Source organism: Lentibacillus salicampi, assembly GCF_004565465.1.
Classification (GTDB): domain Bacteria; phylum Bacillota; class Bacilli; order Bacillales; family Amphibacillaceae; genus Lentibacillus; species Lentibacillus salicampi.
Genome location: NZ_SRHY01000001.1, coordinates 459,715 through 483,654 on the forward strand (window position 1 = coordinate 459,715; position 23,940 = coordinate 483,654).

A 23,940-nucleotide genomic window follows, 5' to 3' on the forward strand; every position below is an offset into this window, starting at 1 on the left:
TGCTGATACGTTAACATAACGAGTTAAGCCCTGTTAAATAGGGGATAAATTTTCACAGAAATGGTAATACTGTTCCTAAAAGGAGTGGATTACAATTTCGCTTAAAAAGAAATTCACATTTGATGAACTTGTTCAGGAGAACCGCAGACAAATCTTGCAGGATGATTCGTTTTTAGAGAGATTTGAACAAAATATGGAAAGAAAAATGCACCAATCTTTAGATAAAGAGCGTGCAGAGTAAAACCATCCTGTCCGTTTGTATTTCGGACAGGTATTTTTGTATTCCTTCGCAGTTGAACCTTTGTATATTATCCGGATTTACGTAAAAAATTCAACTAGAGCCACCTTTCAAGGTGACACTATTTTACAAAGGAGACTAAAAGTGACTGACAAATACAAACCTAAACCCGACGACCGCAGTGATAATGTCGGAAAACTGCAGGATATGGTACAGGATACGATTCAAAACATTGAAGAGGCACATGATACGATGCAACATTCCTCAGGTCAGGAAAAAGAACAAATCAAAGAAAAAAATAAACGCCGCGAAGAAGCTATTGAGGGCATGCGGCAGGAAATGAAAGATGAAGCAAAGCAGTAGTTTGACACCTCAAACCATTCATGAAATGGTTTGAGGTTTTTCCTCTTGCATAGTGGAAGTTGTCGTTTTTGAACACATACTAAAAGGTAAAAATATGATAAAATAATGATATACTAACGTTACATAGGGGGAGTCAGGTTGCATAAGACACATACACCAATTGAAGTAAGATACCAGGAAACAGATCAGATGGGCGTTGTTTATCATGCCAATTATCTGGTCTGGTTTGAAATTGGCAGGACAAAATATATCGAAAGTCTGGGTTTAACCTATACCGATATGGAAAAGAATAAAGTCGTCTCCCCGGTCGTTGATGCTCAAATAAGCTTTAAAAAGCCTGTTCTTTATGGCGAAAAAGCGGCAGTTGAAACATGGATTGAAACGTATGATGGTCTTCGGACAGTATACGCCTATCATATTGTTAAAGAAAACGGCGAGGTTGCTGTAAGCGGAACGACAAAGCATGTGATTGTTCACAAGGAATCATTCCGTCCGTTATCATTGCGCAAAGCTTTTCCCGAATGGCACAAGAAATATTTAAAACAAGTGAACGGGGAATCCTGATGGCTTTTGGAATTAATCGAAATGAATTAAAAAGATGGAAAGCTGAGGTTGCACATGGCCGCATTAGTTTTTTAACCCATTATTGGATTGATGACCGTTTTCCCGGGTGTGACACCGTAACAAAAGTTGGATGTAATGATCTGGACAAATTGACTGCCTGGGGGAAGAGGCACAATCTGAACCCGGCGTGGATCGACGCAGACAAGGACTATCCACATTTTGATCTGTTTGGTGAAAAACAAGCCAGTATATTAAGAAAAGAAAAGCAGTGGGGTCAAATAGAAAGATTTGATTTATAAATTCGCAAAGAGCCCCGCCTGACGTCTTAACGTTTCCCGCGGAAAGTTTCCCTTAATGGTTGTCAGGAAGCAAATAAAAGAAGCTGGAGCAAAAGTACAGCTTCAAAATAAAAATCCGAACAATGATTGAAAATTCCTGAGGTAATCTTGAATCTGTTCGGATTTTAATTTTATAGTGATGTGTTAGGGAAGTAATTTTCTGGAACGATGGTTAACACACCCTAACTCATTCGCTTTTTATAGTAAATAGTTGAATTTTGTCCCAGTTCCTTACGGTGTATAAGTCCCGGTTCTTTCTTTATTTTTCCCGTTTTTCCGGTACTAAATCTACGCCTCCAGCATGAAAGGGATGGCATTTACTGATGCGCCGGATGGTCAGATAACCACCTTTAAAGAAACCAAAGCGTCTAAGAGCCACCAGCCCATATTCCGAGCATGTTGGGAAAAATCGGCATGTCGGTGGTTTAAAAGGGCTGATAGCTTTTTGATAAAATTTTATCAGCCCAATAAAGATATACTTCATATCGTTATTTACCCTTCCTGCGACTCACTCTGCAACTTATCATACGTTATCGATGCTACAGCATCATGCATATGAATCGATTCCTCGTTTCGACAGTGAACATGGAACTTGTTGACAAACGACATTTCATATAAATCCGCCGCAACCAGCCGTGCCAAGTCCTCCACAAAACGGGGATTTTCATAGGCATGTTCTGTGACCATTTTCTCATCAGGCCGTTTTAACACGGGATGTAACCTGGCGCTGGCATTGCTTTCTGCGGCGTCCAGCAACCATTCTTTCCAATCCATTGATTCTTCGTCAAAGTCCTCTGCCAATGATACAGTTATCGTAACCTCTCCGCGTTGATTATGGGCACTGTATTCACTAATTTCCTTCGAGCACGGGCAAAGCGTCGTGACGAGCGATGATAAGGAAACTTCGATTGTGTAACCGGCTTCTGTATCATACTTCACACGGATTGTAATATCCGCATGGTTCATTCCGGAAAGGCCTGACTGTGGTCCGCGTCGTTCATAGAACCATGGAAATTGCACCTTGATTTCGGAATCTTTCTGGTCCAAGCGCTCAGCCAGATTTTTTGTGAATCCTTTGAGTGTTTTCAGGTCAATAACGAGTCCTTTTTGATAAAATTCCTGAAGTTGTTCAGTGAAACGGCTCATATTCGTGCCTTTACTGGACTTTTCAATACTTGACGAAAATTCAAATGTACCAATCGTTGTTTGTGTTTTCGGTTCCTGATTGCTTGCAATGGTAATCGGATGCTTCACGTTGGCAATACCGACTGCGTCAAGATCAAATAAAAAGTCTTTTTTTGTATTTTGTAAATCCGCCATTTGGCTTTTTTTACTTGGTTTTGTTCTGGGACCGGGCTCGACAGAACCAAATAGTTTATGACGTTGGGCTTTGTCCGGTAACTGTTTCTTTGCAATTGTCCTAGCTTTGTCCATAACGCTCCGTGACCCCTTCCAATTTGTAGCTGTTACTACCATAGTATACTAAACGTTCGACTAAAGATTCAATTTATTGGCTTCATCCCACATGAAGCTACATCCATTTAATTTTCGGCTCGGTTTTATTTTTAATCCGTTTGATATTTTCCCAATGCCGGTAAAACACAAAAATGGTTAATGCTGAAATCACAATCGCCAGTGCCCAATCACGGAATATAATGGAAGTAATCACGGCCACAACACCAGTCACGATCGATGAAAGGGAAACATATTTGGAAATGTATAATGTAATCAGGAATGAAATGATCATAATAGCAAATAGTACTGGATTGATTCCTAAGATGATCCCGCCTGATGTTGCAACCGCCTTTCCGCCATTGAGTCTTGCAAACAGCGGGTACGTGTGGCCTAAAACGGCAAATAATCCGATTCCAAGCCGAAATACGTCGGCATCAAAAAATAAAGGAAGTGCCGTTGCTAATGTTCCCTTAAGGATATCGGCTAATATGACAATTGTACCGGCTTTCATCCCTAAAACCCGAAATGTATTCGTAGCGCCAAGGTTGCCGCTGCCATGTTCCCGAATATCAATATTGTACCCGGCCTTTCCTACAATTACTCCTGACGGGATGGACCCCAATAAGTACGCGATAACCGCAAATATTAAAAATTCCATAACGTTTCCCACTTTCCAATACAGATTTGGCTTTGTCCTATTTTACCATGAAGTGACACCTCATAGAACCTTTATTGATTGTTGTGCTGGAAAAAAGTTTCTATAATGACTATAAAGGGTACCGATGAATACTTATAGCAGAACATAAAAAAGTTGATTGAAAGGGAGCAGCATATGATTGAATTCAGTGACGTGAAAAAAGTATTTCCTGATGGAACGAGGGCGATTCACGATTTTTCATTAAAAATAAATGATGGGGAGTTTGTCACATTAATTGGCCCGAGCGGCTGTGGAAAAACAACGACCATGAAAATGATCAATCGGCTGATTGAACCGACAGCAGGCACGATTTACATAAATGATACGGATATAAATGATTATAATATTCACGAACTGCGCTGGGACATTGGATATGTTCTTCAGCAGATAGCATTGTTTCCACATATGACCATTGAGGAAAATATTGCAATCGTTCCTGAAATGAAGAAATGGAAGCGGAAGCATATTCGGGAAAGAAGCAAAGAATTGCTTGACATGGTCGGGCTTGATCCGGACACTTACATGCATCGGAGGCCGGGTGAACTCTCAGGCGGTGAACAGCAGCGGGTGGGGGTCATCCGTGCATTGGCTGCTGATCCGGATATTATTTTGATGGACGAACCATTCAGTGCGCTGGACCCGATTAGCCGTGAACAATTACAGCGTGATATCAAACACCTGCATCAGGGAATCAAAAAAACAATTGTCTTTGTGACACATGATATCGATGAAGCACTGGCACTTGGCGATAAGGTTTGTTTGATGAAACAGGGGCAGATCGTCCAGGCAGATATGCCGCAGCAGTTGGTTTTGCATCCTGAAAGTCAATATGTAAAAGATTTTATCGGGGAACGTCAATCACCATGGCAGACGGCCGTTGATGTGATAGTCGGGCAAACGGACTCCAATATTATAACGAAAACGGCGTATGAAGCAGGCAATTATCCTGAACAGGGGATTGTTATGATGAAAGATCAGGAAAATAAGTTCTCAGGGGCAGTTGTGAACGGCCAACAAACGGATAATGTCACCATACTGGAAAATAATCTGCCGCTGTATAAGGCTGTAGATATAATGCAGGACGGACATCAGGATGTGTATCCGGTATTAAAACAAGAACGTTTGATCGGCACACTAACCTATGAGGGTATCGTGTCATACTTACGGCGTGAAATGGCCGGGAAAGACGGGGGTGTCCAGTAATGGAAGCTTTTCTTTCCGTTTTTCAAAACAGACAGGATATGCTGCTTGAGACCATTTGGGAACATTTGCAAGTTTCATTACTGTCATTAATCATTGCGATCATCATCGCTGTTCCATTAGGGCTCTTTTTAACCCGATATCCGCGTGTTGCTGAACCTGTTATCGGTTTATCTGCCATTATGCAGACCATTCCGAGTTTAGCTGTTCTGGCATTTCTAATCCCGTTCTTTGGGATTGGTACTACACCGGCAATTATCGCATTGACAGTATATGGATTATTGCCTATTTTAAGAAACACGTATACCGGGATAAATGAAGTGGAACCGGCTTTAAAAGAGGCCGCAACAGGAATGGGGATGAATTCCCTTAAACGACTTTCTAAGGTGGAACTGCCGATTGCCATCCCTGTTATTATGGCAGGGATCCGAACGTCTATGGTATTAATCGTGGGGACGACGACGATTGCTGCGTTAATTGGTGCCGGTGGCTTAGGCGAGCTTATTTTGCTGGGGATTGATCGCGGGGCAGATTTGAATCTTATTTTGCTTGGTGCCATTCCGGCTGCGTTATTGGCTATTTTATTGGATTTTATTTTACGGGGGTTGGAACGACTCTCCAGACGAGCAGGGTTCAAATCCTTTGCGGCGATGCTTATCATTGCGGTCTTAATCGTTGCGACACCATTTTTTGTTTCACCCACAAAACAGGCTGACCTTACTATTGGCGGGAAACTTGGTTCCGAACCAGCCATCTTAATCAATATGTATAAGCTCTTAATTGAAGAGGAAACAGACTTGACGGTTGAACTCGAATCGGGATTGGGGAAAACTGCTTTTGTGTTTAGCGCATTAAAAAATGGCAGTATCGATATTTATCCTGAGTTCACCGGTACAGCCATTGTCACGCATTTAGAACAGGAAGCGGACAGTAATGAAAAAAATGAGGTATATGAGCAGGCAAGGCAAGGAATGGCAGAACAATATGGTATGGTTATGTTAGAACCAATGGCATTCAACAATACATATGCTGTCGTAACTAAGCAGGAACTGGCGGAAGAGCATCATCTTGAATCAATCAGTGATTTAAAACGGATTGAAGATGAGACTACTGCAGGCTTTACGTTGGAATTCAAAGACCGTTATGATGGTTATGTTGGTATGCAGGATGTTTACAACCTGGCTATTTCTAATGTCCGGACGATGGAGCCAGGAATTCGTCAGGATGCACTGGGTAGTGGGGAAGTTGATGTCATCGATGCCTATGCAACAGATAGTTATATGATCGAAATGAATCTGGTGACATTAGATGATCCCAAAAATCTATTTCCGCCTTACCAGGGGTCCCCACTGATGCGTGAAAAAACCTTGGAAAAATATCCTCAACTGGAAGAGATATTGAATCAGCTTGGCGGTAAAATAACGGATGATCAGATGCGTGAGATGAATTATGCGGTCGATTACGAAGACAGAGATCCGGCTAATGTAGCTCGTGAATATCTGATGGAAGAAGGGTTGATTGAAAACTAGAAGGAGGGATGCCACGTGGCGTGGGAAAATCCGTCAAATGAGGTAATAAAGAGAATCTTGGAGTCAGCTGGAACAGTTGCTGTTGTAGGTCTATCTGACAACCCTGAGCGAACGTCTTTTCAAGTTTCAAAGATTATGCAGGACCAGGGGTATAAGATCATTCCGGTAAACCCTACGGTTGATGAGGTGTTAGGCGAAAAAGCATACGATTCCCTGACAGAAATAGATGAACCGATCGATATCATCAACGTCTTCCGCCGGTCTGAATTTCTTCCTGCGATTGCAAAAGAAGCGGGGGAGACGGAATGTCGCGTCTTCTGGGCGCAACAAGGGCTTGTCAGTCAGGAAGCATATGATTATTTACAGCAACAGAATTTTACGGTCATCATGGATATGTGTATCAAAGTTGCCCACTCTGTTCTTGTTTAGCTATTGGCTGAATGGCCTTTCCAGGTCATTCTTTTTTTGTACTCAAGTAAAATTATAGTATACTAATAAACGTGTTTTACGGTAATATAGGTATAATTGAATAGGACAGCTGAATATCGTTTACATTTGCAAACGTTTGTTCTATTATTGGAATAATCATGGAAGAACATGTATCCTAGATAGGAAAGAGAGGAGTCAGGCTGCATGGCTAAAGAGTCTTTACAATATACAGATGATTCGATTCAAGTGCTTGAAGGTCTTGATGCAGTAAGGAAGAGACCTGGAATGTACATTGGCAGTACCGATCAGCGGGGGCTGCATCACTTAGTGTTTGAGATTGTCGATAATGCTGTTGATGAAGCTTTGGCAGGCTTTGGGTCGGCGATTAAGGTTACCATACACCAGGATAACAGTGTTTCTGTGGAAGATTCAGGCAGAGGGATACCCACAGGACTTCATTCAAGCGGTAAGCCGACAACTGAAGTGATTTTTACTGTCCTGCATGCGGGCGGAAAGTTTGGACAGGGCGGCTATCAAACAAGCGGCGGTCTGCACGGGGTAGGTGCATCCGTTGTCAACGGCCTGTCTGAATGGCTGGAAGTAACGATTTATCGTGATGGGTTTAAATATCGCCAGCGGTTTGAAAATGGTGGAAAACCTGTCAGCTCTCTCGAAGAAATGAGCAAAACGAATAAAAAAGGAACGGTTATTCATTTTAAACCGGATCCGGCTATTTTTTCGACGACTGTCTATAATTTTGAGACATTATCTGAACGATTAAGAGAAGCAGCCTTTTTGTTAAAAGGATTAAAAATAGCGTTAACCGATGAGCGGAATCAGCTGAAGGAAGTATACCAATTCCCGGACGGACTGGAATCGTTCGTTGCTTATTTGAATGAAGAAAAGGATACATTGCATCCTGTCGTTTCGTTTGAAGGACTGCAGCAGGGAATTGAGGTTGATTTTGCCTTTCAGTTTAACGATGGATTTGCTGAGAGTATCCTGTCGTTCGTGAATCATGTCCGGACGAATGATGGCGGGACACATGAATCCGGTGCACGAACTGCCATAACACGGACTTTCAACGATTATGCCAGGAAAAATACATACCTGAAAGAAAAGGATAAAAACCTGGAAGGATCGGATATACGGGAGGGGTTCACAGCTATCGTATCTGTCCGGATCCCCGAAGAGATGCTGCAATTTGAAGGACAGACGAAAGATAAATTAGGTACGAGTGAGGCACGGTCTGTTGTCGATGCTGTTGTATCTGAAAACCTTAGTTATTTTCTGGAGGAGAATCCGGATGCTGCCGAAATGCTGATTCGTAAGGCACTCAAGGCTAAAGAAGCGCGGGAAGCAGCACGAAAAGCCCGGGAGGAATCCAGGTCAGGGAAAAAGAAGAAGCGAAAAGACACATTATTGAGTGGTAAACTGACCCCGGCCCAATCGAAAAACCCGAAAAAAAATGAACTGTATCTGGTGGAAGGAGATTCTGCCGGCGGTTCAGCCAAACAGGGGCGTGATCGTAAATTCCAAGCAATTCTGCCGTTACGCGGAAAAGTTATCAATACCGAAAAAGCCAAGGTCCAGGATATACTAAAAAACGAAGAAATATCCACCATTATTCACACAATCGGTGCTGGCGTTGGCGGCGATTTTGATTTGAAAGATGTTCAATACGATAAAATTGTCATTATGACCGATGCTGACACGGATGGTGCACATATTCAGGTATTGCTTCTGACTTTTTTTTACCGGTATATGCGACCGCTCGTAGAAGCAGGAATGGTTTACATTGCTTTACCGCCGCTTTATAAAGTAACGAAGGGGAAAGGCAAAAAGGAAAAAACGGTTTATGCATGGAACGATGATGAAATGAAAAAAGCCGTTGCCGCGTTTAAGAATGGATATATCCTTCAACGCTATAAAGGTCTTGGTGAAATGAACGCTGATCAGCTGTGGGAAACCACGATGGATCCTGAGACGAGAACGTTGATCAGGGTGACGATTGAGGATCTTGCTCGTGCTGAGCGAAGAGTAACAACGTTAATGGGTGACAAAGTGGAACCGCGGCGAAAGTGGATTGAAGGCAACGTTGAATTCGGGATGACCGACGATGCAAACATATTGGAAAATGATAAAATTCACTCGTAAGCAAAAATAATCCTGAAATACGTTGCAGTAGTTAATATGGGGGGATTGGTTTGGCACAAACTGAAAACTTTTTGGATCTTCCACTTGAAGAAGTTTTGGGTGATCGCTTTGGAAGATATAGTAAATATATTATTCAGGAACGGGCTCTGCCGGACGCCCGGGATGGATTAAAACCTGTTCAGCGCAGAATTTTATATGCTATGAACGAGGAAAAAAACACCCACGATAAACCTTTCCGTAAGTCGGCGAAGACGGTGGGAACGGTTATCGGTAATTATCATCCGCACGGTGACAGTTCGGTGTATGAGGCGATGGTCCGGTTAAGCCAGGATTGGAAAGTCCGCAGCAGCCTGGTTGAAATGCACGGAAATAACGGAAGCATTGACGGAGACCCGCCTGCAGCCATGCGTTATACTGAAGCAAGGCTGTCAAGCATTGCTTCTGAAATGCTCCGTGATATTGAGAAGGAAACAGTCGATTTTATACCAAATTTCGATGATACGATTACGGAGCCGGTTGTCCTGCCGGCAAAATTTCCGAACTTGCTTGTGAATGGTTCAACAGGCATTTCCGCAGGCTATGCAACCGATATACCACCACATAATCTGGCAGAGGTAATTGATGCGGTCATCATGAAAATTGACAACCCGTCGGTGACAGTGGATAAGTTAATGGAGGTCATGAGCGGCCCTGATTTCCCGACGGGTGGAATCATTCAGGGTGTCGACGGTATCCGGAAAGCATACGAAACCGGGAAAGGAAAGGTTGTTGTCCGTGGCCGAGCGGCTGTTGAAGATATCCGTGGAGGCCGACAGCAGATTGTTATCGACGAGATCCCGTATGATGTGAATAAAGCAACTATGGTCAAGAAAATGGATGAATTGCACATTGACCGCAAAGTCGAGGGAATCGCAGAAGTCAGGGACGAAACAGACCGCACTGGACTGCGGGTTGTGATTGAATTGAAGAAAGCAGCCGACAGTGAGGGTATTTTAAATTATTTATACAAAAATACGGACCTGCAAGTGACCTACAATTTCAACATGGTTGCGATCCAGGATAAAACACCTAAGCAGTTATCATTGCCACAGATACTTGACTCCTATATTGCACATCAGAAAGAGATCGTAACAAAACAAACGGCTTTTGATTTAAATAAAGCAAAAGCTCGTGCTCATATTGTGGAGGGTCTGATAAAAGCCGTTTCGATTCTGGATAAATTGATTGCAACCATTCGTGCATCTCAGGATAAACAGGATGCCAAAAAACGTATCATAGCCAACTATGGGTTTACGGAAGCACAAGCGGAAGCCATTGTCACATTGCAATTATACAGGCTGACAAATACCGACGTGACGTCACTGGAACAAGAAGCAGAAGAGTTGAAGAAACGAATTAGCGCTTGGGAAACATTACTGTCAAGTGAGAACAAGCTTCTGCAGCATATTAAAAAAGAGTTAAGACAACTCAAAAAATCATTTGCTGATGAACGGAGAACGATTATAGAAGAGGATATCGAGGAGTTAACATTTAACATTGAAGTAACCGTGGCAAGTGAAGACGTTGTCGTATCCACAACGAAAGATGGATACGTTAAACGGACAAGTATCCGATCATATGGCGCATCCAACGGTGAAGATCCGGGAATAAAAGAAGAAGATTATTTAGTTGGCTTATTTGAATTGAACACAACTGATCATATCCTTTTGTTTACGAACAAAGGAAAATACATCTATCTGCCTATACATGAATTACCGGATATCAGATGGAAAGATATCGGACAGCATATATCGAATCTTGTTTCAATCGGAAAAGATGAACGCATCATCCAAAGCTTACCCGTACGCACGTTTGAGAATGGTCAGTATCTAGTCTTCTTTACCAGAAATGGAATGGTGAAAAGAAGTGAATTGGCTTTGTATAAGGCACAGCGGTATTCGAAAGCACTGATTGCTCTGAATCTTAAAGGTGATGATGAAGTAATTGACGTATTCCAGACCAGTGGAACAAGTGATGTGTTTATTGCTTCCAATAAAGGGTTTGGTCTATGGTATCACGAGTCAGAAATATCCGTTGTCGGTCAGCGTGCTGCGGGCGTAAAGGCCATTAAGCTGAAAGACGATGAATATGTTGTTAACGGACAGGTATTCGATGAATTGTCTGAGCCTTCCATTGTTGTAGTCACACAGCGTGGTGCCGCAAAACGAATGAAACTGAAAGAATTTGAGAAATCCAGCCGGGGTAATCGTGGGCTAATCATGCTACGCGAACTGAAAACTAAAGCCCATCGCCTAAAAGGATTTTATTTGATTAACGAAAATGACACCATTTATTTTCAGACAAAAAATGGCAACAACCATCGGCTATTTCCATTGGAACTATCAGTCAGTGATCGGTACAGCAATGGTTCATTTGTAATTGACAGTGACAATCAAGGCGAGGTCACCGAAGTATGGAAAGAACCGATCTATTACAAACCTTTTGACGACGAATAATTCTGCAGCGAGGCTGGAACAAAACTCAACTTATTGATATGAAAAACGAATGATCATTTGTTATTTTAGTTTAAAGTTAGGATGTGTTAACCATCGCTCCGGAAAAATACTTAGTGCTCGTCGTGTTGGAAGATGTTGCGGGGAAGTAGCTACTCCTCGCAACTCGCAGTTTACTCGGCAGAAGGTTTGCTCGTCGCTTTCCGAGGGCGACTGACGAGCTCAGGCCAACAGGACGTGGTCACAAAATATAATAATAATCCGAACAGATTATAAATATTTTACATAACTGTTCGGATTTTTCATTTGATGCTATGATTTTATCCCAGCCCCGCTATTTTAGAGATAAAATTTTCCTTTTGATTTTCTGAAAAGTATGATATAGTAACAATGAAAAGTGAAGGGAGGGGTCAGAACGGCTTTACGACAAATGATCATAGATGAGGCTTTGATTTTGTTTGAGAAACACGGGTTTCACGGTGTTACCGTCAACCAGATTGTCGATAAAACGGGAACTTCCAAGGGCGGTTTCTACCATCATTTTACCAGCAAGGATGAATTATTGTTTGTCATTCACGATGCGTTCATCACGTATGTATTAGAAAAGGCAACCATTGCAACGGAAACGTTTGCTAATCCGACAGAAAAGCTTCAGGCAATCATCAAAGTGTTTGTTAAAACGTTTGATCTCTACAAAGCGCACATATCAGTTTTTTACCAGGAAACGATTTATTTGAAACCGGCGTATGAGAATCGCATTAAGAAAAAACGGGATCAGTTTAAACAAATTCTTCTGAATGCCATAAGAGAAGGAAAGGAAGCCGGTGAATTTCGGGATGATATACCGGTGGATATAACGACCATGGCGATATTGGGAATGGTCAACTGGACCTATAAGTGGTATCAGCAACCCGGAACGAAAACCATTGATGAGATTGGTTCGATTTATGTTGACTTAATTTTACACGCTGTGTTGAAAGCGGATTCAATTTCAGGGGATACATACCAGCAGCTATTGATTAGCAGCGTCAAGCAGGACTTTCACATATAAAGCTGTTTTTTTATGACGTATACAGACCAACCAGTCGGTCTTTAAAAAGGGAACATTAGGAGGGGCGTAATGGATTTCGAGCTGACAAAAGAACAGACGATGATACAAAAAATGGTGCGGGAATTCGCTGAAAATGTCATTAAACCGAGAGCCATTGAAATTGATAAAGAGGCATTATTTCCGCTTGATATCTTTGAACAAATGGGGGAACTGGGTATATTGGGTATCCCATTTCCCGAAACGTACGGCGGATCGGGCGGTGACACGCTCTCCTATGCCATTGCCGTAGAAGAGGTCGGAAGGGTGTGCGGCAGTACAGGTCTAAGCTTTGCAGCAACCGTCTCACTTGGCGCAAGTCCAATCTATTATTTTGGGACAGAAAAACAGAAGGAAACGTTTCTGAGGCCAATGGCGGAAGGAAGGGCGCTTGGTTCTTTCGGCCTGACGGAGCCAAATGCCGGTTCAGATGCTGGTGGGACGAAAACAACAGCAGTAGAGGACGGCGACGACTATATCATTAATGGTGAAAAGTGTTTTATCACCAATGCGAGTTTCGCCAAAACCATCATTGTCACCGCTGTTACCGGCAAAAATAATCGGGGGAAAAATATCATCTCTGCCATCATCGTTCCAACGGATACCAAAGGTCTAACCGTCACTAGCAACTATGATAAGATGGGCGTCCGCGGTTCTGACACAGCCGAGATTGTGCTGGACAATGTCCGGGTACCGAAAGATAATCTTCTCGGAGACCCGCAAAAAGGTTTTAGCCAATTTTTATATACTTTGGATGGCGGTAGAATATCAATTGCTGCGCTTGGATTGGGGATCGCTCAAGGATCGCTTGAAAAAGCGCTCAGTTATGCGAAAGAACGTAAACAATTCGGCAAACCAATATCAAACTTTCAGGCGATCCAATTCAAACTAGCCGACATGGCAATGGAAGTGGAGCTTGCCCGTAATATCGTTTATAAAGCTGCCTGGTTGAAAGATCACGACAAACCCTTTTCAAAAGAAGCCGCGTACGCCAAGCTTTATGCGACGGAAACAGCATTTCGTGCAGCGAACCAGGCCGTTCAAGTTCACGGTGGATATGGCTATATGCGTGAATATGAGGTGGAAAGATATTTGCGTGACGCGAAATTGCTTGAGATAGGAGAAGGCACATCTGAAGTGCAGCGCATGGTGATTGCAAGGCAATTGGGGTGCTGAATTGATCCAAAATTGCCGGAACTGGTTAAGAACCACCACGTGTTGAAAACAAACATTCAAAGATGTCATGGCAGAAGTAAGACTTGGGGGAGATTCGATGATTAATAAACTATTGATTGCCAATCGGGGTGAAATTGCGACACGGGTTATCCGTACTTGCAAGAAGTTGAATATTAAGACGGTCGCTGTTTATTCAGAAGCCGACCAGAAAGCGCCATTTGTATTGATGGCTGATGAAAGCTTTTTACTGGGGCCAGCGCGTGTTCAGGATAGCTATCTGAATGCGAAAAAAATTATTTCAATTGCTCAAGAGTCGGGTGTTGATGCCATTCACCCGGGTTACGGTTTTTTAAGCGAGAACGGTGAATTTGCAAATAAATGCGAGCAGGCAGGTATCCAATTTATCGGCCCTTCTGCTGAAGTGATGGAAAAGATGGGGAGCAAAATTGCTGCCAGACAGGCGATGGAAAATGCGGGGGTTCCTGTTGTTCCAGGTACAGACGGCGCTGTTGTATCGTCTGATGAAGCAATCGAAATAGCCGGTGATATCGGTTACCCGATCATGCTTAAGGCCTCAGCGGGTGGCGGTGGAATAGGTATGCAGGTCGTTAATTCCGATGATGAACTGATAAAAGCATTTGAAAGTAATTCCAAACGGGCCCAGAGTTTCTTTGGTGACGGTGCCATGTTTATGGAGAAAAAACTGGATCATGCACGGCATATTGAAATACAGTTGCTGGCAGACAGCCATGGGAAAGCGATTCATTTGTTTGATCGGGAATGTTCCATTCAGCGCCGCAACCAAAAGGTAGTGGAGGAAGCACCGTCGCCATTTATATCGGATAAAACCCGGATACAAATGGGGAAAGTGGCTGTAAAAGCCGCTGAATCGCTTGGATATACCAGTGCCGGGACCATTGAATTTCTCGTGGATGAACAGGAAAACTATTATTTTCTGGAAATGAATACACGGATTCAAGTAGAACATCCGATTACAGAGGAAATAACCGGATTGGATATTGTTGAACAGCAAATTCACATTGCGGAGGGTAAGAAACTTACATTCGGTCAATCAGATGTCAAAATGGATGGTCATGCCATTGAAGTGCGGGTTTATGCAGAAGATCCGGTAGCGTTTTTTCCATCTCCGGGTCATATCTCCGAATTTAAGCTGCCGAATGGCACTCACGTCCGTAATGAAGTTGCTGTAACAGAAAACGCTGATGTAACACCATATTATGATCCAATGATTGGCAAACTCATTGTAAAAGGTTCTGACCGTAACGAAGCCATTACTCTCTTAAAAGAAGCACTATTAACCTATAAAATTGAAGGGATTAAAACAAATATTCCAATGTTGAAACAAGTGATTGATCACGAGGAATTTAAAAAAGGGAACACCACAACAGCATTTGTGGATATGTTTTATTTGCCCTTGATAAAAAACAGGAGGTCGTAAAAAATGACAGAAATTAAAGCATCAATGGCAGGCAGTGTGTGGAAATTAACAGTTGGAACGGGTGAAAAAGTGGAACCTGATCAAGATATTGTTATCCTCGAATCTATGAAAATGGAGATACCGATCGCGACTGAAACGGGTGGCACCGTGAAGGAATTGAAGGTTACAGAAGGTGACTTTGTCAATGAAGCGGACGTCATTGCAATCATTGAATGATTCATGTTCGCTGGTCCGGGTGAGCGGAGGGCGGTGACTCCTGCTCAGAACAACGTGTCCGAAGACCCCGCAGCGACGGTTTTCCACGAGGAGGCCGAGGCCGTGCCCTAAGGTACGCATCCGCCTGTAGCGATCCCGGACGATGGGCTAAAAGGTAATACTTATAGAAAACATACCGGCACTTACGTCGTAGTTTATCTCTACCATGAGGTTACAGAGCAAGAAATTTTACGAAATGAGACCAAAAAAGGAGAATGATTGTGGCGTCACGGATAGAATTTGACGTAAAAGATGATCACATTGCTGTCTTAACACTGAATCGGCCGGAAGCTATGAATGCGATGTCAAAGGAGTTACTTAATGAATTAAACGAATTGGTGCGGAAGATTAATGCAGATCAGTCAATCCGATGTACGATTATAACCGGTTCAAACGATAAAGCATTCTGTGCCGGTGCCGACCTTAAAGAACGAAAAGGGATGACGGAAGAGCAGGTAGTTGACGCTGTTCACTATATCGGAAGTACTGTCACAAACATTGAAACGATGAAAATGCCTGTTATAGCAGCAATTAATGGAGCTGCTTTTGGAGGAGGGCTGGAGCTGGCATTGGCTTGTGATATCAGAATTGCTGCAGAACATGCAAAACTGGGGCTCACTGAAGCATCTTTGGCGATTATTCCTGGAGCTGGCGGGACCCAGCGACTGCCGCGATTAATCGGACTGGGACAGGCGAAACGGCTTATTTTTACAGCAAAACCCGTAACGGCCAGTGAAGCTGTTAACCTGGGGCTGGTTGAACAAATTACATCATCAGGTGAGCTGCTCCAGGAAGCTATGGCAACCGCCCGCTCGATTATAAAAAATGGGCCGGTTGCACTTCGTCAGGCAAAGACGGCCATTAACCAAGGTCTGCAGACTGATATTGTGACCGGGCTGTCTATTGAGCACTTATGCTATAAAGAAACCGTGTCAACAGATGACCGGCTCGAAGGACTCCACGCATTTAAAGAAAAACGCAAACCCGTTTACCAGGGAAAATAGCCGAAGTAAGGAGGAAGAATAATGACCTATACGGACGATTTACAAAATCGTGTGGACCAAATTAAAAAAGGCGGACAGGAAAAGTATCATCGCAAAAATGAAGAAAAAGGAAAACTGTTTGTACGCAGACGTCTTGAGCTGTTATTTGATGAAGATATGGACATAGAAGATGCATTGTTTGCGAATAACATGGATGATGGTCTCCCGTCCGATGGTGTTGTGACGGGAATTGGCCGGGTTAATGGCCAGGATGTTTGTATCATGGCCAATGACTCCACTGTAAAAGCTGGTTCATGGGGTAAGCGAACGGTTGAAAAAATTATCCGCATTCAGGAAACAGCAGCAAAATTGGAAATCCCAATGCTTTATCTTGTTGATTCAGCAGGTGCGCGTATTACGGATCAAGTCGAAATGTTTCCTGGCCGCCGCGGGGCTGGCCGTATTTTTCATAATCAGATAAAACTGGCCGGACGGGTGCCACAGGTTTGCCTGCTTTTCGGCCCGTCAGCTGCAGGTGGCGCTTACATACCAGCATTCTGTGACATCGTTGTTATGGTTGACGGCAATGCCTCGATGTATCTGGGATCACCACGTATGGCTGAAAAAGTGATTGGGGAGAAAGTTAGTCTGGAGGAGATGGGCGGTGCAAACATGCATTGTTCGGTATCAGGAGTTGGAGATGTGTTGGTGCAATCAGAGGAGGAAGCGATTACATATACGCGCAGTTATCTGACTTATTTCCCGGCGAACTTCCGAAATAAGCCGGGTGTAACTGATCCAGTTGATGTGCAGGCATTTGAAAAGTCGATAACAGATCTTATTCCGGAAAACCAGAATGCACCGTTCAATATGTATGATTTTATCAATCGGATTATCGATGAGGACAGTTTTTGTGAAGTTAAAAAGAAATTTGCCCCGGAACTGATCACCGGACTGGCCAGAATAAACGGTAAATCAGTCGGAATCATTGCCAACCAGCCACGGGTGAAAGGCGGCGTGTTGTTTCCGGATTCGGCGGATAAGAGTGCCAAGTTTATTCAATTATGCGATGCTTTTAATATCCCCTTGCTCTTCCTGATGGATATTCCTGGTTTTATGATCGGAACAAAAGTGGAACAGGCAGGGATTATTCGGCATGGAGCCAAAATGCTGGCAGCAATGAGTGAGGCGACTGTACCGAAGATATCTGTGGTTGTACGCAAAGCTTATGGCGCAGGGCTGTATGCAATGGCTGGCCCCGCTTTTGAACCGGATGCCTGTCTGGCGCTTCCGACTGCTCAAATTGCCGTGATGGGACCTGAAGCAGCTGTGAATGCCGTTTATGCCAATAAAATAGCCGAATTGCCGGAAGAGGAACGGCCTGCATTTATAAAGGAAAAGCAAGAAGAATATAAAGATAACATTGATATTTACCGATTAGCGTCGGAAATGGTTATTGATGCTATTGTCGAGCCGAATGACCTAAGAAATGAATTAACTAAACGGTACAAAATATATGAAGCGAAAAATGCAACATTCACAGACCGTAAACATGGTGTATATCCTGTGTAGTGTTACGACCCCTGGTATTCGTATGAATACCAGGGGTTTTCATTAAACGGGTCGCTGTACCCCCCCACAAAAGTTAACTATAATTATATTATGTAAATATAGTAAATATTACAGCATGAAAGCTGGAATATGATATGATAAATATGAAAATTATTTTAAATATGTATCACTGAAGGCGAAAATAAATAAATTGAAAAAAACCATTATGAAACAAAGAGGTGGTAAGGTTGAAAATTAAAGAATTTATGATTCCCGACGTGATTTCGGTTCGTAAAGATATGAAGATTAAAGAACTGTTAAAGACAATGGTTGAACATAAGATTGGCGGTGTCCCGGTCGTGGATGAACATAACCAGCTGATCGGAATCATCAGTGACGGAGATGTTATTCGTTATCTGCAGCCAAATGGACGTACCATTTATGATGCCTTTTCCATGGTGTTTGTCACTGAAATGGTAGGATTGAAACAAAAAGTAGAAACAAGCATTGAACATCATTCTGAAGAAATCATGAAGAAAGGTGTCTATACGGTTCGTCCGGATGATGAAATTGAAGTAGCAGTGTCGATTTTCTCACGCTATCATTTCAAAAAAATCCCCGTTGTGAATGATTCGGATCAAGTTTTAGGTGTTATCAGCCGCGGAGATATTATTCGATCCATTTATAATAAAGCCATTGCTGAAATGGATGGATGATCTATCATGAATTTCACATGAAAGGTGTTTTATTTGTAAAGGCTGTCGACGCGAATGGTGCTGCTTTGCTATAATACTCCTCAGAAGTGCTTGTATGGAAAGGAAACGAACAACGTGATGCTAACCGAAGTGAACCAAACTCAATTTACCCAGCAGCATTTGGCAGGCCTTTATCAAGCAATGGTTGAAAATGGCGATGCCAAAAGTGCTGATAAGCTGTTGCAAATCTATGAAAAATGGACTGATCAGGCTTTTATGATCGGTTTTACCGGTCATTTTTCTGCTGGTAAATCATCCATGATCAATTACCTTTTGGAAAAATCGATTCTACCGAAAAGTCCGGTACCAACAAGTGCCAATGTCGTTAAAATTAAATCCGGGAAAGGCGTGGCCCGCGTCTATACGAACGACGGAGAAGTATTTGAATATGAAGAACCATATGATATTGATATGATCAAGGAGTACGCGAAAGACAAGGCCGGTATAAGGGAAATGGAGATCAATACGAAAGAAACTATTTTGCCTGCTGGATGTACGGTTATTGATACACCGGGTATTGATGCGGCGGATGATGCAGACAGGCTGATTACCGAATCATCACTGCACCTTGTAGATGTGCTGTTCTATGTCATGGACTACAATCATGTTCAATCAGAAGTGAATTTACATTTCCTGAAAGAAGTACAAGATTTTGGGATACCCGTGTACATGATCATCAACCAGATTGACAAACACAATGACCAGGAATTGACATTTGAAAATTTTACCGGAAACATTAAGCGAACGTTTGATCGATGGTCTATTTATCCGGAAATCATCTATTATTCTTCTTTGATGAACAGCGATGCACCGCATAACCAGATAGATGATATTAAAGTGAAATTATTTTCACTGCTGAATACCGAGAGGGATGCATTATATAGTATTGAGCGATCTGTTTATCAGGTGGTCCAGGAACATAAGGACTATTTGCAGCAGCTGTATGAAGATGAAACAACAGATATGGAAGGGCAGGATGGCGAACACTCAACAGATGTTGCAGCGCGGTTAGACCAATTGCACACTGCAATCGCGCGTTTAAACAGTATACCGGATCAACTGGGGACAGATTTTCATAAAGAAGTAACCACCACTCTGAACAACGCCTACCTAATGCCCGCAACGTTGCGCGATACGGCACAATTGTTTTTGGAATCGCAGCAACGTGATTTCAAAGTCGGGCTGTTGGCATCAAAGAAAAAAACGAAGGAAGAACGTCATAAACGTGAGAATGATTTTTTGATTGGGTTACAGCAATCGATTGAGACATCCGTCAAGTGGAGACTCCGAGACAAATTGCTTAATTTACTGCAAGACTATGAACTCTACAATCAGGAATTAACCGAGCACATACAAAATATGTCGATTACGTACGACGCCGGCAAGCTGAAAGCATTAATCAAGCCTGGTGCAACGGTGAATGGAGACTATGTTCTGCGCTACACCAATGATATTACGCAAGACGTAAAACAATCATATAAACGGGAAACACAGAAGCTCTGGAATTCCATTCATGAGGCGATCACCCAAAAAACAGCAACTGATTTATCTGCCTGCGAGTCTGAACGTCATGATCTCGAGCAATTCTATGAGCAGCACAAGAAGCATGAAACCTTGAGGAATGACCTACAGGAGAAACACCGTAAATTGGACATGGCTTTAACAGATCCAAAACCGGATTCGAATGTTTGGAGAAAAATGGATGATGCGTTGGCAGCAAATCACGTATCTGTTAAACAGACCACATCTTTACCTGTGTGGCAAACAAGTGAACCTGCTGCGGTAGAAACGACAGAAGAACCGGACGAACGGCTTTCTGAAAAAGCAACATACCCGGTTGATCATATTTTAGCTGATTTGGTCAAAACAACTGAGACGATTTCTGACTTGCCTGGATTCCAGCCCATTACCGGGGACTTGCAACGGAAATATGAGCGTCTGAATGATCGGACATATACGATTGCTTTATTCGGAGCATTCAGTGCGGGAAAATCATCACTGGCCAATGCATTAATCGGGGAGCCTATTCTGCCCTCAGCTCCAAATCCGACGACCGCTGTTATTAATCGTATCCATCCGGTAACAAAGGGAAAGGAACATGGGACAGTAGTCGTGAAAATGAAAGATGAGACAACGCTCGTGCATGACCTGATGTCACTAATCAGTCAATTTTCACCTGAAACGGGCAGTCTCGACGAATTGTTGAATTGGATAGCTGCGCGTCATATACATCAGAGTAATCACTTGCCTAAAACTCATCAGGCATATGTAACGGCTATATTAGATGGATATGATCACATGAGAGCTGTAATCGGGCAGGAAATGACGATTGATCTCAATGATTTTGTTACTTATGTGACGGATGAAACGATTGCTTGTTATCTTGAGTCGGTTGATCTCTATTATGATTGTTCCCTAACCAGGGAAGGGATCACACTGGTCGATACTCCCGGAGCTGACTCAATCAATGCTAGACACACTGATGTCGCTTTTGATTATATCAAATATGCTGATGCGATTCTTTATGTAACCTATTATAATCATGCGTTTTCACGGGCTGATCAGGATTTCCTGATGCAGCTTGGAAGAGTAAAAGATTCCTTTCATCTGGATAAGATGTTTTTTATCATGAATGCATCCGATCTTGCGGAGGACGCTTCAGAACTCCATATGGTACAACAATATATTCGAGAGAAGCTGACAGGTTTAGGCATCCGTTTTCCACGCTTGTTCCCGGTATCGAGTAAACAATCAATGGATGAGAAACGGAACCATAGGGCGTTAAACAGCCAAATGAAGACATTTGAAGCGGCATTTAATGATTTTATTCATCACGAATTAGCTTCGATCACCATCAAAGCAGCTATTAGAGACATTCAACGGGCAAAAAAGGCCGTAGAGCAGTACTTGGATTCGGTACAAATGAATGCTGCGGAAAAAGAACAAACACGTGCGGATTTAATGGAAAAGCAATCATCCCTGAAACAGTTGGTTGATGACATCGACAACGATTTATATCAGCAAAAAATCAGTCAAAAACTGGAGAAGCAATTATATTATGTGCTTGAACGTCAGTCGATCCGTTTTCATGATTTATTTAAAGAAACATTTAACCCAGCAACCATAACTGGTTCAGGCAAAGAGGCACAACAGCAATTGAAAAACAGTTTAAGGAATCTCCTTGACTATGCCGGTTATGAGCTACTCCAAGAATTACGCGCTGTATCCCTGCGTATGGAATCATTTATCTATGAATTGAAGCAAAAGGTTTATCTTGATTACACCAGTAAGAGCTATCATATCGACAGCGCTTTTTTGCTTCCGGACTTTGAAGAATCAGAGTTGATAACACCTGAATATGAACAAGCATTTTTGAACCTTGATACACAGACATTTGACAAAGCGTTGAAGCAATTTAACGGAACGAAGGCATTTTTCGCCAAAAATGAAAAAGAATCTATGAAAGAGAATCTATTAAAGTGCTTATACCCTTTCGCGACTGATTATATTGCCGAAAATCAGGAAAAGATGCGCGTGTCTTACAGTCGTCAATGGAATGGTATGATGGATACGATCAAATCATTTATTGTGCAGCATGCCGAAAACTATATTGATAACCAATTACAAATGATAAGTGATCAGTCGATTGATCCTGGCACGTTAAGCCAAAAACATGAAAGACTTACGTCGATTTTAAGGCAATATGAGGAGATGACAGAAGAATGACGACAAAGCGGGATACCGTAATGCTGGTGGATGGAATGGCGTTACTCTTCCGGGGATTTTTTGCCACAGCATTCAGGGGGAACTTCATGGAAACCAGCAATGGCATTCCAACTAATGGCGTTTATCAATTTATGCGATACTTTCTTGATGCTACAGATAAATTTTCACCAACCCATGTTATTTGCTGCTGGGATATGGGAAGCAAGACATTCCGGACTGATTTATATGAACCTTATAAGGCTAATCGTTCGGCGCCGCCTGAAAAGCTGGTTCCACAATTTGATCTCGCCAAGGAAGTGGTTGAAGCGTTCGATATTCCCAACATTGGTTTGGAAAACTTTGAAGCGGATGACTGTATGGGGACACTGGCAAGGCAATACGCTGAAGATCACGATGTTCTCATTTTAACCGGTGATCAGGATATATTACAGCTTGTTGATGATGGGATTCGTGTCGCGATTATGCGTAAAGGGATCGGCAACTATGAAATCTTTGAACAGCAAACGTTCGTGGAACAAAAGGGTATACGGCCTGAACAAATTGTTGATTTAAAAGGACTGATGGGCGATACATCGGATAACTATCCCGGCGTCAGGGGGATTGGTGAAAAGACGGCTTTAAAGCTTATTCAGGATTATGAATCGATTGACCAGGTTCTTGAACATATGGACAAACTACCAAAAGGTGTCCAAAAGAAAGTCCAGGAAAACATGGAGATGCTTCATCTGTCAAGACAACTGGCTGAAATCAAGTGCGATGTGTCAGTCGGTTGCACACTTGAAGATGCGTTATGGCAATATGATAAAAACGCCGTCGAGGAAAAATTTGCGGAACTGGAGTTTGGCAATTTGATCAAACTTGTTAATTAAAATGGAACCCATCATCAGAGTTCCATTTTTTGCTTTTCGTTTACTGATCATCTAAGCGCGTGAATGTGCTTTCATAATGATTGACATCATGATAAGCTACCTGTAAGGGATAGTAATCATAAAGAGAACGAAAAGAAGGTGATCACCATCATTTTTACTCAGCGGGAACTCGATGATTGGAAACAACAGAATCCGATACTGAAAGATATAACCGATTTAAATCCTGTCTTTTGGATGAACCCGAATTTAAAAAAAGTGAGTGAAGCTTCACTTCCATTAACGCGTGATGATATGGAAGAAGCCGAATTGCTTTGGCAGCGTTTTGCTCCATTTTTGAAGAATGAATTTCCTGAAACGAACGAAACGAATGGGGTAATTGAATCTCCTTTAAGGCAGATCAGCCATATGAAAAAGAACGACTTACCTATGATGGCTGGTGAGTTTTATCTGAAATGTGACCATGAATTACCAATTGCCGGATCCGTCAAAGCTAGGAGCCTTGGACAGAAGTATTTCAAAAAATCCCGCTTCATTTCACTACAACCTATTTTTATGTAAAAAAATGGAAATGATTTAAAAAAGGGTATGCCAAATAAGCTTCACGTTTATGTCATTTT

The 23,940-nt window shown here is 42.5% G+C and carries 22 protein-coding genes; 19 read left to right on the forward strand and 3 right to left on the reverse strand.

The features are described 5' to 3' along the window. The first annotated feature begins 94 nt into the window (after positions 1 to 94). The 4 genes from E4U82_RS20445 (at position 95) to E4U82_RS02250 (ending at position 1,464) form a co-directional block, all read left to right on the forward strand. Positions 95 to 241 carry an FbpB family small basic protein gene (locus tag E4U82_RS20445; protein ID WP_280687327.1) on the forward strand — a complete coding sequence of 49 codons (147 nt, stop codon included), beginning with the start codon at positions 95 to 97 and terminating at the stop codon, positions 239 to 241. 141 nt (positions 242 to 382) lie between these two features. After that, complete coding sequence (tlp, locus tag E4U82_RS02240) at positions 383 to 601, forward strand: small acid-soluble spore protein Tlp (RefSeq protein ID WP_135108396.1); 219 nt, start codon at positions 383 to 385, stop codon at positions 599 to 601. A 138-nt stretch (positions 602 to 739) separates the two neighbouring features. After that, positions 740 to 1,165: an acyl-CoA thioesterase gene (locus E4U82_RS02245; RefSeq protein ID WP_135108397.1), complete on the forward strand. Its 426-nt coding sequence runs from the start codon at positions 740 to 742 to the stop codon at positions 1,163 to 1,165. After that, positions 1,165 to 1,464 (forward strand): hypothetical protein, encoded by a 300-nt coding sequence (locus tag E4U82_RS02250; protein ID WP_135108398.1) that lies wholly within the window; start codon positions 1,165 to 1,167, stop codon positions 1,462 to 1,464. Before E4U82_RS02245 ends, E4U82_RS02250 begins: the two co-directional genes overlap by 1 nt. A 298-nt stretch (positions 1,465 to 1,762) precedes the next feature. Here E4U82_RS02250 and yidD read toward each other — a convergent pair whose 3' ends face one another. The 3 genes from yidD to plsY all read right to left on the reverse strand — a co-directional run bounded on the left by yidD (position 1,763) and on the right by plsY (position 3,616). Further along, on the reverse strand, positions 1,763 to 1,987 hold the full coding sequence (yidD, locus tag E4U82_RS02255; RefSeq protein WP_135108399.1) for a membrane protein insertion efficiency factor YidD: 225 nt from the start codon (positions 1,985 to 1,987) through the stop codon (positions 1,763 to 1,765). Between the two features lie 8 nt (positions 1,988 to 1,995). Further along, on the reverse strand, positions 1,996 to 2,937 hold the full coding sequence (gene folE2, locus E4U82_RS02260) for a GTP cyclohydrolase FolE2 (RefSeq protein WP_135108400.1): 942 nt from the start codon (positions 2,935 to 2,937) through the stop codon (positions 1,996 to 1,998). A 97-nt stretch (positions 2,938 to 3,034) separates the two neighbouring features. Further along, a complete protein-coding gene (gene plsY / locus E4U82_RS02265) occupies positions 3,035 to 3,616 on the reverse strand; it encodes a glycerol-3-phosphate 1-O-acyltransferase PlsY (RefSeq protein ID WP_135108401.1) in 582 nt (193 codons plus the stop codon). 174 nt (positions 3,617 to 3,790) lie between these two features. Here plsY and E4U82_RS02270 point away from each other — a divergent pair, with 174 nt between their 5' ends. The 15 genes from E4U82_RS02270 to E4U82_RS02340 all read left to right on the forward strand — a co-directional run bounded on the left by E4U82_RS02270 (position 3,791) and on the right by E4U82_RS02340 (position 23,881). After that, positions 3,791 to 4,858, forward strand: a complete 1,068-nt coding sequence (locus E4U82_RS02270; protein ID WP_135108402.1) for an ABC transporter ATP-binding protein — start codon at positions 3,791 to 3,793, stop codon at positions 4,856 to 4,858. Further along, a complete protein-coding gene (locus E4U82_RS02275) occupies positions 4,858 to 6,384 on the forward strand; it encodes an ABC transporter permease/substrate-binding protein (protein ID WP_135108403.1) in 1,527 nt (508 codons plus the stop codon). The genes E4U82_RS02270 and E4U82_RS02275 overlap by 1 nt, the downstream gene beginning before the upstream one ends. A gap of 15 nt (positions 6,385 to 6,399) precedes the next feature. After that, positions 6,400 to 6,813 carry a CoA-binding protein gene (locus E4U82_RS02280; protein WP_135108404.1) on the forward strand — a complete coding sequence of 138 codons (414 nt, stop codon included), beginning with the start codon at positions 6,400 to 6,402 and terminating at the stop codon, positions 6,811 to 6,813. 204 nt (positions 6,814 to 7,017) lie between these two features. Then, positions 7,018 to 8,970 carry a DNA topoisomerase IV subunit B gene (gene parE, locus E4U82_RS02285; protein ID WP_135108405.1) on the forward strand — a complete coding sequence of 651 codons (1,953 nt, stop codon included), beginning with the start codon at positions 7,018 to 7,020 and terminating at the stop codon, positions 8,968 to 8,970. 50 nt (positions 8,971 to 9,020) lie between these two features. Further along, positions 9,021 to 11,465, forward strand: a complete 2,445-nt coding sequence (gene parC / locus E4U82_RS02290; RefSeq protein WP_135108406.1) for a DNA topoisomerase IV subunit A — start codon at positions 9,021 to 9,023, stop codon at positions 11,463 to 11,465. Positions 11,466 to 11,892: 427 nt separating this feature from the next. After that, positions 11,893 to 12,513, forward strand: coding sequence for a TetR/AcrR family transcriptional regulator (locus E4U82_RS02295; protein WP_135108407.1), 621 nt, complete (start codon positions 11,893 to 11,895; stop codon positions 12,511 to 12,513). A gap of 69 nt (positions 12,514 to 12,582) precedes the next feature. Further along, the gene (locus E4U82_RS02300; RefSeq protein ID WP_135108408.1) at positions 12,583 to 13,725 is read left to right on the forward strand and encodes an acyl-CoA dehydrogenase family protein; all 1,143 of its coding nucleotides are present in this window, start codon (positions 12,583 to 12,585) and stop codon (positions 13,723 to 13,725) included. 97 nt (positions 13,726 to 13,822) lie between these two features. After that, entirely contained in the window at positions 13,823 to 15,184 is a 1,362-nt protein-coding gene (locus E4U82_RS02305; RefSeq protein WP_135108409.1) for an acetyl-CoA carboxylase biotin carboxylase subunit, read from the forward strand. 3 nt (positions 15,185 to 15,187) lie between these two features. After that, positions 15,188 to 15,400, forward strand: coding sequence for an acetyl-CoA carboxylase biotin carboxyl carrier protein subunit (locus tag E4U82_RS02310; protein ID WP_135108410.1), 213 nt, complete (start codon positions 15,188 to 15,190; stop codon positions 15,398 to 15,400). 260 nt (positions 15,401 to 15,660) lie between these two features. Further along, entirely contained in the window at positions 15,661 to 16,443 is a 783-nt protein-coding gene (locus E4U82_RS02315) for an enoyl-CoA hydratase (RefSeq protein ID WP_135108411.1), read from the forward strand. A 21-nt stretch (positions 16,444 to 16,464) separates the two neighbouring features. Next, complete coding sequence (locus E4U82_RS02320; protein ID WP_135108412.1) at positions 16,465 to 17,994, forward strand: acyl-CoA carboxylase subunit beta; 1,530 nt, start codon at positions 16,465 to 16,467, stop codon at positions 17,992 to 17,994. Positions 17,995 to 18,221: 227 nt separating this feature from the next. Beyond that, positions 18,222 to 18,689, forward strand: coding sequence for a CBS domain-containing protein (locus E4U82_RS02325; protein ID WP_135108413.1), 468 nt, complete (start codon positions 18,222 to 18,224; stop codon positions 18,687 to 18,689). A gap of 117 nt (positions 18,690 to 18,806) precedes the next feature. After that, positions 18,807 to 22,454 (forward strand): dynamin family protein, encoded by a 3,648-nt coding sequence (locus E4U82_RS02330; protein WP_245183497.1) that lies wholly within the window; start codon positions 18,807 to 18,809, stop codon positions 22,452 to 22,454. Continuing rightward, positions 22,451 to 23,323, forward strand: coding sequence for a 5'-3' exonuclease (locus tag E4U82_RS02335; protein WP_135108415.1), 873 nt, complete (start codon positions 22,451 to 22,453; stop codon positions 23,321 to 23,323). Before E4U82_RS02330 ends, E4U82_RS02335 begins: the two co-directional genes overlap by 4 nt. Before the next feature lie 138 nt (positions 23,324 to 23,461). Continuing rightward, entirely contained in the window at positions 23,462 to 23,881 is a 420-nt protein-coding gene (locus E4U82_RS02340) for a PALP domain-containing protein (RefSeq protein ID WP_209300523.1), read from the forward strand. The last annotated feature ends 59 nt before the right edge of the window (positions 23,882 to 23,940 follow it).